The organism is Aeromonas sp. R5-4 (assembly GCF_040908215.1).
GTDB classification, from domain to species: Bacteria; Pseudomonadota; Gammaproteobacteria; order Enterobacterales; family Aeromonadaceae; genus Aeromonas; species Aeromonas veronii.
Genome location: NZ_JBFODG010000027.1, coordinates 1 through 12,627 on the forward strand (window position 1 = coordinate 1; position 12,627 = coordinate 12,627).

12 protein-coding genes and 1 pseudogene are annotated in these 12,627 nt (G+C 50.2%); 12 read left to right on the plus strand and 1 reads right to left on the minus strand.

Translation table 11 applies throughout. From position 1 onward, the window contains the following. The 12 genes and pseudogenes from AB5Y83_RS13650 to AB5Y83_RS13705 form a co-directional block, all read left to right on the plus strand. Window positions 1-563 (plus strand): IS5 family transposase (locus AB5Y83_RS13650; RefSeq protein ID WP_160882494.1); only part of this gene is annotated, 563 nt, incomplete at its 5' end. Window positions 564-772: 209 nt separating this feature from the next. Then, entirely contained in the window at window positions 773-2,686 is a 1,914-nt protein-coding gene (locus AB5Y83_RS13655) for a methyl-accepting chemotaxis protein (protein WP_160882293.1), read from the plus strand. 8 nt (window positions 2,687-2,694) lie between these two features. Then, window positions 2,695-4,251, plus strand: a complete 1,557-nt coding sequence (locus AB5Y83_RS13660) for a chemotaxis protein CheW (protein ID WP_160882294.1) — start codon at window positions 2,695-2,697, stop codon at window positions 4,249-4,251. A 17-nt stretch (window positions 4,252-4,268) separates the two neighbouring features. After that, complete coding sequence (cheB, locus tag AB5Y83_RS13665; RefSeq protein WP_160882295.1) at window positions 4,269-5,396, plus strand: chemotaxis protein CheB; 1,128 nt, start codon at window positions 4,269-4,271, stop codon at window positions 5,394-5,396. An 8-nt stretch (window positions 5,397-5,404) separates the two neighbouring features. After that, window positions 5,405-6,028: a HEAT repeat domain-containing protein gene (locus AB5Y83_RS13670; RefSeq protein ID WP_160882296.1), complete on the plus strand. Its 624-nt coding sequence runs from the start codon at window positions 5,405-5,407 to the stop codon at window positions 6,026-6,028. Next, window positions 6,029-6,871: a protein-glutamate O-methyltransferase CheR gene (locus tag AB5Y83_RS13675; RefSeq protein WP_160882297.1), complete on the plus strand. Its 843-nt coding sequence runs from the start codon at window positions 6,029-6,031 to the stop codon at window positions 6,869-6,871. Beyond that, a complete protein-coding gene (locus AB5Y83_RS13680) occupies window positions 6,868-7,254 on the plus strand; it encodes a response regulator (protein WP_202411386.1) in 387 nt (128 codons plus the stop codon). Before AB5Y83_RS13675 ends, AB5Y83_RS13680 begins: the two co-directional genes overlap by 4 nt. Further along, window positions 7,251-9,617 carry a chemotaxis protein CheA gene (locus AB5Y83_RS13685; RefSeq protein ID WP_160882298.1) on the plus strand — a complete coding sequence of 789 codons (2,367 nt, stop codon included), beginning with the start codon at window positions 7,251-7,253 and terminating at the stop codon, window positions 9,615-9,617. The genes AB5Y83_RS13680 and AB5Y83_RS13685 overlap by 4 nt, the downstream gene beginning before the upstream one ends. Beyond that, entirely contained in the window at window positions 9,617-9,874 is a 258-nt protein-coding gene (locus AB5Y83_RS13690; RefSeq protein ID WP_160882299.1) for a hypothetical protein, read from the plus strand. The genes AB5Y83_RS13685 and AB5Y83_RS13690 overlap by 1 nt, the downstream gene beginning before the upstream one ends. 1 nt (window position 9,875) lies before the next feature. Next, complete coding sequence (locus AB5Y83_RS13695) at window positions 9,876-10,244, plus strand: response regulator (RefSeq protein WP_160882300.1); 369 nt, start codon at window positions 9,876-9,878, stop codon at window positions 10,242-10,244. A 5-nt stretch (window positions 10,245-10,249) separates the two neighbouring features. Continuing rightward, window positions 10,250-11,485, plus strand: a complete 1,236-nt coding sequence (locus AB5Y83_RS13700; protein ID WP_160882301.1) for a methyl-accepting chemotaxis protein — start codon at window positions 10,250-10,252, stop codon at window positions 11,483-11,485. Window positions 11,486-11,607: 122 nt separating this feature from the next. Then, window positions 11,608-11,868, plus strand: a pseudogene (locus AB5Y83_RS13705) (transposase); the annotation flags it as partial. 196 nt (window positions 11,869-12,064) lie between these two features. On the opposite strand, the gene AB5Y83_RS13710 reads toward AB5Y83_RS13705, so the two are convergent. Then, on the minus strand, window positions 12,065-12,627 hold a 563-nt coding region (locus AB5Y83_RS13710), incomplete at its 5' end, for an IS5 family transposase (protein ID WP_160882494.1).

Genomic DNA, 12,627 nt, shown 5'->3' on the forward strand with positions numbered 1-12,627 from the left:
TTATCGACTCAACCGGGCTGAAGGTATTTGGTGAAGGCGAGTGGAAGGTCAGAAAACACGGCGCCGAGAAGCGGCGAGTGTGGCGCAAGTTGCATCTGGCGGTAGACCCGGTGACCCACGATATCGTGGCGGCGAAAGTGTCGTTGGAAAATGTCCATGACGCCGAGGTGCTGCCAACCTTACTCAATCCACTGCGGTGCAAGCTGGGACGTGTTTATGCGGATGGCGCGTATGACAGCAAAGCCAGCCATCAGCTTATCTTGCGCAAAGGGGCAACAGCCTGTATCCCGCCTCGCAAAAGCGCGGGGTTATGGAAAAAAGGACACGCAAGAAATGACGCGGTGCTGGTGATGCGCAAGGAAGGGCTGGCGTACTGGAAGAAGATATCGGGGTATCACCGTCGCTCGCTGGCAGAGACTGCGATGTATCGATTCAAACAGTTGTTAGCGGGGAAAGTCAGTTTACGTAACCACAACGGCCAAGTGGGAGAAGTCATGGCGTATGTGAGCGCCATAAACAAGCTGAATACTCTGGGCATGCCTGTCAGAAAGCCACGAGTGTAACGGTCACCAGGGGCGGGGGAAGTCATGACTGCTGGTTGATTTGGGAAACAATGCCGGGATTACCGTGAAGACCGCGTCCCCAACAGCGGCTTATTTAGGTAAAAAAGTTGTTTTTTGGTGCCTTTTACCTACCTTTTAAATGTAATTAACCAACTAGAGATTCTCATAATTTTTGACGAAACAATCATCTTCATAATTGGAGGCGTCAGGTGGCACTAGTAAAAAAAACCAGTAGCAACAGCACTGCTGTTGAACCAGCCAAACCTGCTGCTGTCGCGTCGCGTGAAGCGGAAGCACAGCGGAAAAGGGCCAGAACGCTGGCAAAACAGCAACAGGCGGCGGAGCGGATTGCGGCTGCCACCGCACAATTGTCTTCCGGCATCACAGAAGCGTCATCCGCTTCTGAAGAATTGCGACGAGCTTCTGATCTGATTGCCTCCGGAGCCGAAGAATCGGCGGGGGCCGCGCAGGAATCATTGCAGGCGTTTAAACAGGTCACGCAGGCCATCAACCGTCAGTTAGATAGTGCTAACCTCAGCCAGACGAAAAGCGAAATTGTACAACAACTGGTTTTGCGGACTGCCGAAGATATTAGCCGGCTGATCAGCAATGTCACTGTTGCAGCAACCCGGCAAGAAGCATCTGTGCGCCAGGTCGTCGAGCTGGAGAAACAAGCTGCCAATATCGGTGACATCGTTAAAGCGGTAGTGCGGATCGCGGACCAGACCAATTTGCTGGCACTCAATGCGGCGATCGAAGCGGCCAGAGCAGGTAAACATGGCAAAGGTTTTGCGGTGGTTGCTGATGAGGTACGTACGCTGGCGGAAACTTCTGAAAGGAGTGCCAAACAGATCCAGGATTTGGTCAGCCAGATCCAGTCCGAGGTTAAAGGCATTGCTGAGGGGATCAATCAATCCGCCAATAATATCAGCGGTGAGGTGGAAAAAGGCAAAGCCATTACACAGTTGCTGGATCAAATCCGTGTTGATGTCGGCGACGTGGTGAGAGGCGTGCAGGATATTGCGGCCGGCGCGCAGCAATCCAACGACGCCGCGAATCAAGCGCTGCGTGGTGCGGAAGAAATTGCGGCAGCGGCCGAGCAACAATCTGCTGCAGCTGAGGAAACGGCAAAAACTGTCAATGAGCAAACTCAGGCATTGTCTGAAAGTGAAAAAACTGCCCAGGATTTGTCTGACATCGCCGATGATTTAAAAAACTCAACTGATGTGGCTAAAAGTGCCGAAGATGTTGCATCCAGCGCCGAAGAGTTATCTTCTGCGGTGCAGGAGCTGAACCGGGCGGCCGCCCAGATCATGACTGCAATTGAACAGATCCGGCGTGGCGCGCAAACCGCCGCGGCGGCAACTGAAGAGTCGGCTGCTGCCGTCACGCAGATCAAACGAGGTCTGGAAATTGCGCTGGATCGGGCTCGCAAGAGCGAAGAAAAAGTCACTAACATGGCAACATTACTTGAACGCAATAAAGCGGCAGTTGATCAGTTGGTCAGGGGCATCATTAATTCGGTTGAATCAACCCAAAGCAGTATGCGACAGGTCAAAGACCTGGAACAGGTATCGCGTCGCATCGACAAAATCGTCGAAGCAATCACGACGGTATCGATTCAGACCAATATGCTAGCTGTCAATGGATCTATTGAGGCCGCTAGAGCGGGTGAGTTTGGCAAAGGTTTTGTAGTGGTATCCACCGATATTCGCAATCTGGCGCGCGACTCTGCAGAAAACGCGGATAGGATTAAGGATTTAGTGAAAGGGGTACAGGATCAGATCGCACTGGTCAGTGCCGATTTGGACGAAATAACCATATCTGCGATTGCTGAGACGGAGCAGGCCAAAGTCTGTAGCGCCAATCTGGTGGCGATAGAAACTGATGTAGCCGATGTGAAGGATGGCACTTCAGTCATTTTGCAGGCGGCCAATGAAATTGCTGCTGCTATCAGCCAGGCCCAAAAAGGCATTGAACAAATTTCTGCGGCTTCACAGGAAGCTGAGCGTGCGGCAACAGAAGCCGCAGGCGCCGCTCACCAGCAAGCGCAGGGTGCTGAAGAACTGGCAGCTGCGATAGAGGAAATTGCCTCGTTGGCCGATGAACTGCAAAGTCTTTGAGGTGTAGCATGAGTGCAGAACTTGAGCGGCCGCAGCCACCCGATAACGCTATAGGCCAGCAAACGGATTTGAGCCAGCAATATGTCACATTTATGCTCAATGGCGAGCTGTTTGCTGCCGAAATGGCGCCTGTCCAGGAGATTATCCGTGTGCCACCAACAGTGCGTGTACCACTGGCACCAGCTGCGCTGGACGGGCTGGCTAATTTACGTGGCAAAGTACTACCGATAATCGCGCTGCGGCGGGTGTTTCAGTTCGACGCGCAAACCCATGATGATTCGACCCGGGCACTGGTAATTGATTTGGGACAGCCATTGGGCTTTGTTGTCGACAAAGTTGCCAGTGTGATTAGTGTGGAACCGTCGCAAATTGACAGTGTAGACAGCATTCGCAGCACGATTGACACTGAACTGTTATCTGGAGTGTTAAGAACACACGGCGAAAAAAGCATGATTATGGTGCTGAATTTTCGGCAGTTGATTGCCGATGAGTTTGCCGAAGTTCATGCGTTAAGCCAAAACCCGGAGCTGCAAAGTGCGGTTACAAATGCGCTGGCCATCCCCGAGGGAACAGAAGACGACAGTGATGAGCGTCATTTGGTCAGTTTCAGTGTCGCGGCGCAGGAATATGCTGTTGATATTGCTGATGTACAGGAAATTGTTCAGGTACCTGCTGATATGGTGCAGGTACCAAAAACCGATAGTCATGTGTTGGGGCTAATGACATTACGCGAGCGTCTATTGCCGTTAGTCAGCCTGCGCAAAATGTTTCAGCTAGCGGAACGTGCGCTGGATGAGCGCAGTCGGGTTGTGGTGGTTGGCGTTGGACATGGCGCAGTTGGTATTGTTACTGATGCAGTGTCTGAAGTGTTGCGGGTACCGCTGGATTTAATCGACCATATGCCGCCGTTGTTGGCAAAAAAATCAAATCTTAGTGAAATTAATCAGATATGCCGACTAAATCAAGGTAAACGGCTGGTGTCTGTGATTGATGTGGCTGCGTTATTTCGTTCCGGGGCGGTAAGCGAAGCATTGTCGGAGGTAAACAAATTGCAATCAGATGTGCTGGCAGAGCAGAACGAGGCCGAACTGGCCGAAGAAGATGAAGAGCAGGTAGTGGTATTCCATCTGGCGCAAGGCGAGTTTGGCGTCCCCATCGACAGTGTGCAGGAAATCGTGCGGATCCCTGAAGAGCTGACAGCAGTACCCAAAGCACCTCCATTTATCGAGGGGATTATCAATTTGCGCGGCTTGGTGCTGCCGGTGGTGGATCAGCGTAAACGATTGGGCCTGCCATCAATTGGTCGGCATGATCGGCAACGCATCATGGTGTTTGTGCTGGGTGGGGTTCGAACTGGTTTTATTGTCGATGCCGTGACCGAAGTACTGAAAATTCCGAAGAAGTTCATTGAACAGGCGCCGAGGCTGTCGGCGGAGCAAGCGAGATTGTTGGGGCGTGTTGCAAACCTTGAACAGCAGAAACGAATGATCCAGCTGATTGAACCTGACCACCTGATTGACAGCGATGAGCAGCAGAGGCTGGAGGCTTTGTTAGCTGCCAGGTAACAGTGAGTGACACTAGAATGGCGATCAAAGTATTAGTTGTCGACGACTCCGCGCTGATGCGCAAAAAAATCTGCGCCGTGTTGGATACGGCAGGCGGCTTTACTTTAAAAACAGCCAAAAATGGTCTGGAAGCGATCGAGCTAAATCAGACGTTCTTGCCGGATGTGGTCACTCTGGATATCAATATGCCGGAGATGGATGGCCTGACAGCCCTAGCAGAAATGATGTTACAGCGGCCAGTTGCTGTTGTCATGCTCTCCTCGCTGACTGCTGCCGGCGCGCTAGCAACACTGGAAGCGCTGGCATTAGGCGCTGTTGATTATATTGCCAAGCCTGACGGGACGATCTCGCTGGTACTGGGTCAGATTGAACAGGAACTGGTATTAAAGGTCAGAGCCGCTGCGAAAGCCCGGTTGCGCAAAACCGAGCCTGATGTGGTGGCGACCAGCCAGCAACCCAGCAGCCGTTCCCGACGGTCTATATCACATCAAACGGGCAGCAAAAAACTGGCACTAAGCCAGTCTGCTGTCAGCCGTGGCGCAAAGACAATAACGAGTTACGCCGATGAACCTGATGGTCTGGTGCTGATTGGAGTTTCTACAGGAGGGCCCGGTACTTTGGAACAGATCCTGACCAGTTTGCCGGCAGATTTTGGATATCCGGTGATAGTGGCGCAACACATGCCCGCAGCGTTCACAGGACCGTTTGCTAACCGGCTGAATCATTTGTGCGAGCTGGAAGTTGTCGAAGTAAGCACTTTACAACAGGTTGAGCGAGGTAAGGTTTATATTGCACGTGGGGGGGCTGACTTGGTGCTGACCAGCCGTGTCGGTTTGTTGTTTTTGCAGCCCAAACCGGAAGACCCGCAATTTCGCTGGCATCCATCGGTGGAGCTGCTTGGCCGCTCAGCGCTTGAATGCTGTCATGCAGAAGCGCTGGTCGCCGTCATGTTAACCGGGATGGGCAATGACGGCGCCGAGGCTTTCAGCCGCATTTATGCCAATGGCGGCAAAACAATCGCTGAATCAGAACTGACTGCAGTCGTGTACGGGATGCCCAAAGAACTGATTGAGCGCAAAGGGGCTACACTGGTGCTTCCGGCCCACAAAATCGCGTCACAACTGCTGCATTGGGCTGGCAGCTAAGGAACGTTATGGGATTGGTAAAGCAAAATCAGCAGGTGGTCCCGACTACAGAGCAGCGGCAGTTTGCACGGGATTTTCCAGGTTTGCTTCAATTGCTGCAAAGCAACGATAGTCAGAGTAGGCGCTGGGCTGCACGCGACTTATCCGCTTATGTCGAGGCGGTTGGCCCGTTATTGACCCAATTGTGGCAAGAACCAGAGAGAGTGGTTCGGCAGGCTATTTTTGGCGCGCTGACAATGCTTGGTACTTCGCAGGCAGTCGATGGCTTGATCAGTTGTTTGCGCAGCGAAGAGGCAAATTTGCGGAACGATGCGATTGAGGCGATGAAGCTGATGCCCGCGGTAGTGGCACCGATGATGGACTCTTTATTACACGATCCGGATGCCGATGTACGGATCTTTGCTATAAACGTACTAGAGTCGTTACAACATCCCAATGTAGAGCAATGGTTGCTGGATGTGATCAGTCAGGACCCTCATGTAAATGTTTGTGCCACTGCGTTGGATTTATTAGCAGAAGTAGGCACTGTGGCTGCGGTCGCACCGCTGCAGGCATTGCAACAGCGCTTCAGTGACGAACCTTTTATGCATTTTGCCATAGATGTGGCATTAACGCGGATTAAGGGGGCCTAATTGGCCAAAGCAGAGATCAGCCTGGAAGAATTCCAGAAGTTCCGTGAGTTTTTCTACCGGAAAACTGGTATTCAGTTTGATGACAATAAAAGATACTTTGTCGATAAACGTCTGGTGGAGCGGATTGAGGTGACAGGTTCGGATAATTTTCGTAACTACTTTACCACTTTACGTTTTCAAAGCTCAGGTGAAGAGCTGCAAAAGCTGACCAATCTGATGACAGTAAACGAGACTTATTTTTTTCGGGAGGATTATCAGTTTCGTTGTCTGGTGGAGTCGATGCTGCCGGCAATCTGTGCGAATAAAAAACCTGGCGCCCGGATAAGGATTTGGTCGGTGCCATCTTCATCTGGCGAAGAGCCTTACTCGATTGCGATTTATCTGCTGGAACACTGGCCGCAGATCTCACAGTGGGATGTCGAACTGGTGTCATCGGATATTGATACCGATATTTTGCAAAAAGCCAGGCTCGGTTGTTACTCGCATCGGTCTGTACAGCATGTGCAGCCAGCATTGCTCGAGAAGTATTTCATCAAGCAAAAAAATGGTGATTATCAGATCTCTGATGACTTACGCGATTCAGTCGAGTTTACCCACGTTAATTTGTCAGAGGTTACAAATACCAGATCTTATCGCAATTTCGACGTCATATTTTGTCGTAACCTCCTGATTTACTTTGATGACTTATCACGGAGCAAGGCAGCTGAGGTGTTTTTTGACGCATTAAATATAGGTGGCTTTGTTTGTCTGGGTCACTCTGAATCAATGAGCAGGATCACCTCTTTGTTTACCGTCAAAAAGTACCCCGAAGCAATTGTTTACCAGAAGCCGGAGCCAAAATGAAAACAGGCCTGAAACGTATTCTGGTGGTCGATGACGCAGCAACAGTCAGAATGTACCACAAACAAATCCTACAGCAAGCCGGTTATCTGGTTGATGAGGCAGTGAATGGTCTGGAAGCACTGGAAAAAGCGCTGCTGTCACCTTATGACCTGTATCTAGTTGATATCAATATGCCAAAGCTGGACGGGTATGATTTCCTGAAAGATTTGCGAAGCCGAGACATCTTCCAAGGGCCTGCCATTATGATTTCCACCGAAGCGCAGCAGCACGACAAGTTACGGGCTTTTGCATCCGGAGCAAACTTATACATGGTAAAACCAATTAAACCGGCGGAACTTCTGAAGTACTGTGCACTATTGCTGGGGTTGGGGACGACTGTATGAATGAGCTGTTACAGCAATTTATTGGCGAGTCGCGTGACTTTTTGCAGTCGATCAGTGAGCAGTTACTGCAGTTGGAGCAGTCGCCTGCTGACCGACAGTTAGTTGTTGAACTGTTTCGGCTGGTGCATACGCTCAAAGGCAATAGTGGTTTATTTGAATTCAGTGCAGTCAGCAAAGTGTTACATGCAGCTGAAGATTTGATGGACGCTGTGCGGGATGACCGGTTAGCGTTTAGCCCAGCGTTGGCTGACCAGTTGCTTGAAGCTATGGACTTTGTGGCACATCTTATTGACTTGGTGGCGTCCAGTGCTTACCAGGATGCCGATTTTATCGCAGTTGCCGCCGTTCAGGCCATGCAGTTGCGCCAATTACTAGTTGAGGCACAGGCTGATGCCCAACCCGAAAGCGACGAGCAGGCACTTCAAGCTAAGTTGATGGCACTTAATACTGACTTGGCTGCGCGATGGTTGCCTTGTTTTCCTGTCAAGTGGCAAGAGCAAGCACGCAGTAAAGCGGGTTGTTATCTGGTGGTCTACCAACCAGAGGCAGAGTGTTTTTTTAAAGGTGAAGACCCTTTTTATCTGATCCAGCAACTGCCAGGACTAACTGCTGGCCTGGCTTTACCTGCAGCGGAGCGGGTTAATACCTTATACGATTGCTATCAGTCGCAACTAGTTTATCTGGCTTTGTGCGACGCTGACGAGGCGGTGATTGCCCAGCATTTTCGTTGTGTGCCTGAGCAGGTGCAATGGGGTACAACAGTTACAGCGGTCGGGCCCACCATCTCTGCAGAACCGGTCATAAAACCGGCACTAGCCTCGTCGCTAGACCCGGCAGTGCGAGATATCCTGCAAACGCAGTGGCAGATTTTACAGTTACAGCTTGAGCAAGGTTCCAACCGAGGTCTGCTCAGTGCCGCCTATAATACGTTGCAAGCGCTGCTTGCGCAGTTACCCGCTGCACCAGCCTTACCCGCATTGACCGCTGAGACTGACGTTGCTGCTTTGTTGCTCTGGACAGCACAGCAACTGGACAACCCCACGCTGGACTGTGCTATATCAGATATTGCAAGCAACGGTCCGGAGCCGCAAGCTGCGCCGGGCGTTCTTACGGCATTGCCGGTTGCCCAGGCGGCCGATGAAGGCAGTAATGACTGCAAATTTGGTCGACGAGTGGAAGATGCCTTACAGAGTAAAGTTCTGAAAGTTGAACAAAGCAAAATCGATCGTCTGATGGATTTGATCGGTGAAATTGTCGTAGCCAAAAACGGTTTACCATATCTCGCCGGCAAAGCTGAAACGCACTATGGCAATCGCGAACTGGCGCGGGAGATAAAAACCCAATATGGTGTGATTAACCGAATCGTCGAAGAGATGCAGGATGCCATCATGCAGGTACGGATGATGCCGGTGTCTTTTGTATTTCAGCGCTTTCCCCGGCTGGTCCGTGATATCGCCCGTAAACTGGGTAAAGAGGTGAATTTACAAATCCACGGGGAACAGACCGAAGCTGATAAAAATATCATCGAGGCTTTGGCAGATCCGTTGATCCATATTTTACGCAACAGTCTTGATCATGGCCTAGAAACCCCAGCCCAGCGGACGGCCGTCGGTAAAAATCCAACGGGTATTTTAAAGATCCGTGCAAGTCAGGAGTCTGATCGGGTTTTTATCCAGATTGAAGATGATGGCCGCGGAATAGATCCGACGATGATTAAACGCAAAGCTTGGGAAAAGCAGTTAATCAGCGAAGAACAACTGGAAAAAATCAGTGACCAGGAGGCTATTCAGCTGATTTTTGCGGCTGGTTTTTCCACGGCGCCCCAAGTGACTGATTTGTCAGGCCGGGGGGTTGGAATGGATGTGGTCAAAACTGCGGTCCAGCGGGTTGGCGGTACGGTCCAGCTACAATCTGATGTTGGCAAAGGAACCCGGCTCAGCTTGTCGTTACCATTGTCGATGGCTGTGACGAATGTAATGGTGATTGGCTCAGATCAGCAAATCTTTGGCATTCCGATGGACTTGATTGTTGAAACTGTCCGGTTGCCAGCTACAGCAGTGCAATACATAAAGCAACAGATGAGCACAGTCCTTCGGGGCCGACTGATCCCACTGCGCTCGCTGAACCAGATATTGGGTCTTGATAAAGCGCAACTGCAGAATGAAGAGCAGGAATTTGCTTTGTTGGTTGTGCGGACTCAGGGGGAAGTCCAGGGTCTGCTAGTTGACGATTTTTATGAAGTGATCGATATCATCCTGAAACCTTTGCCGGGCGAACTGGGAAAAATGCCTTTGTACGCTGGCTCTGCATTGCTTGGGGATGGTTCGGTTTTATTAATCCTCAATCCACAGGAGCTCCACTGATGGCACTTACCCGATGTGGAAAAATTCTCAAACTGAGTGGGATAGTGGGCGTGGAGGATGCTGAAATCATCTATGCTCAATGGGAACAGCAACTGTTTAATAAAGTGGATTTACAAGGATGTGATCATCTGCACAGTGCAGTATTTCAATTGATCGTCGTGTTTCAGATCCCTATCCATAAATTACCAAAGAAGACCGAGTTTGCCCTCTGGCTGGACTTTTCTTTGTACTCGAATGCAGGCCGACAGGAGGCTTAATATGTCTAAAACTATTTTTGTGATTGATGATTCAGCAACGATGCTGATGAGCATCAAGCAGACACTGGAAATGTCCGGCTTGAAAGTAGATACAGCCAAAGATGGGCTAGAGGCTTTTAACAAACTGAAAGCCGGATTAAAACCAGATTTGATCATCACTGACATCAACATGCCAAATATGAATGGCATTGATTTTATTAAGAATGCTCGTTCTTTGTTACGGTTTACGCCAATTCTGGCACTGACAACTGAAAGCCAAGCCGCCAAACGGGATGAAGCAAAAAAGAATGGTGCAACCGGATGGCTTGTTAAACCAATCACTGGGCCTGATTTATTAAAAGTTATTCGACAAGTTCTGCCTGGTGTCTGAGGTGTATGATGAACCTGAATTCCATACTTACCCCCAGAATAATTGAGGTGGTACTAGCGCTGATATTGGCACTGGTTCTGCAATTTCTATTTATGCTGCTGGCAACAGGTACAGAGTTGGTTTTTTCAGTTATCGGCTGGCTGGTGGCTGCGCTATTAAGTTGGGGAGCCCTGGTCGTTGCACGTTGCTGGCTGACGAAATTGGCAACGCCGACTGATGGTTCGCACGTCACAGCAGATAATCCAAACTTGAGTCAGCACCAGAGCTTTATACGCACAGATTTAAGTTACCTGCCAAGGTTTGGTGAGGTGATGGCCAAACACATTGAATCAGCCAACAATGAAACAGAAAAAGGTGTCTTGAAAATAATGCATGTTCTGGATTCGTTATATAAATTAAGTGGCAGTTTGCTGGAGCGTCTCAACAACAATGTACAGGAAGCCCAGTCTATCAAAGACATTCAGGCGGTGCGGTTATCAGCTGATCAGGAGTTGTTACGGCAGATGTCTGACTATATTAATGCGAAGTCAGCGCAAGTACAGACAGATCATGCACGGATTGAAGAAGTCTTACTACAAGTGAAAGGCTTATCCGGTTTAACCGGGCTTATTCGAAACATCGCCAAACAAACCAATTTACTGGCACTGAATGCTTCTATTGAGGCAGCACGGGCCGGCGAAGCCGGTCGTGGTTTCGCAGTAGTTGCTGAAGAGGTGCGCACCTTATCGCAGGAAACTGAGACTGCGACAGCTGCCATCGACAAAGCGATCTTGGCGGTAAGCGATACGGTGGCAAAAAATCTGGTATCAGTACTGGCTGGCGATCATACTAGTGAAGTAATGCAAAAAGTGACGGAAGTTTCACAAAGCTTACAGTCAGTGTTGCAGGACTTCAGCGAATTGAACAACTACGTGGAATTACTCAGCCAGGAAAGCAAAGAAGCAATGACATTTATTCACAACGGTATTGTTGAAGCGCTAGGGAATATGCAATTTCAGGATATTAGTCGCCAGCAACTAGAAAGTGTGCATACACTGTTTAACGAGCTGATTGCGCATTTTCAGCAACTTTCACAAAGCCTGGAAGGGGCTTCAGTAGATCCCATAGATCTGCCTCCGCTGGAAGTGTTGCTGGAGTCGTACAGTGAACGTTATGTGATGGAGCAGCAACAAAATACTCATAATCAGATTTTAGGCAAACCGAAAAGAGATTCGAGTTTGCCTGCTATCGAATTGTTTTGATAAGAACTAATCCAAAAGAGTCCTTATTTCCTATGGCCCTCAACAAGTTTTAAGTGTAGAGGTCTAATCATCCCGGACACCATTTTAGGTGGTACAGTCGCCACCATGACCTGAGGTGTTCAATGACAAGATTACGTCGCCCATTTACTGCCGAGTTCAAACTCGAAGCAGCACCCCTAGTGCTCGATCAGGGATATTCTGTCCCCGAAGCCAGCCGTTCACTCGATGTCGGTGAAACCATACTTCGCCGCTGGGTTCGGCAACTGCAATCCGAACGAATCGGTACCACTCCTATCAGCAAAGCGCTGACCCCGCAGCAGCAGAAAATCCAGGAGCTGGAAGCCCGCATCCATCGGCTCGAGCGTGAAAAGGACATTCTAAAAAATGTATGGTCTGCTCCTTATCTGCAAGCGTGAACCGATTTCCAGAAATCGTTTGCATCAATGTATCCGGCCTGTCTGTGAGCCGTTTTCCGGCTCTGGCCTTGATGGGATCCGCACGTCGTCGTCCTAATAAAAGCGCTGTTTCCCAAATCAACCATCAAGCCACACCAGCCCCAGCCCCAGCCCCAAGTGACCGCTACACTCGAGGCTTTCTGACAGGCATGCCCAGAGTATTCAGCTTGTTTATGGCGCTCACATACGCCATGACTTCTCCCACTTGGCCGTTGTGGTTACGTAAACTGACTTTCCCCGCTAACAACTGTTTGAATCGATACATCGCAGTCTCTGCCAGCGAGCGACGGTGATACCCCGATATCTTCTTCCAGTACGCCAGCCCTTCCTTGCGCATCACCAGCACCGCGTCATTTCTTGCGTGTCCTTTTTTCCATAACCCCGCGCTTTTGCGAGGCGGGATACAGGCTGTTGCCCCTTTGCGCAAGATAAGCTGATGGCTGGCTTTGCTGTCATACGCGCCATCCGCATAAACACGTCCCAGCTTGCACCGCAGTGGATTGAGTAAGGTTGGCAGCACCTCGGCGTCATGGACATTTTCCAACGACACTTTCGCCGCCACGATATCGTGGGTCACCGGGTCTACCGCCAGATGCAACTTGCGCCACACTCGCCGCTTCTCGGCGCCGTGTTTTCTGACCTTCCACTCGCCTTCACCAAATACCTTCAGCCCGGTTGAGTCGATAA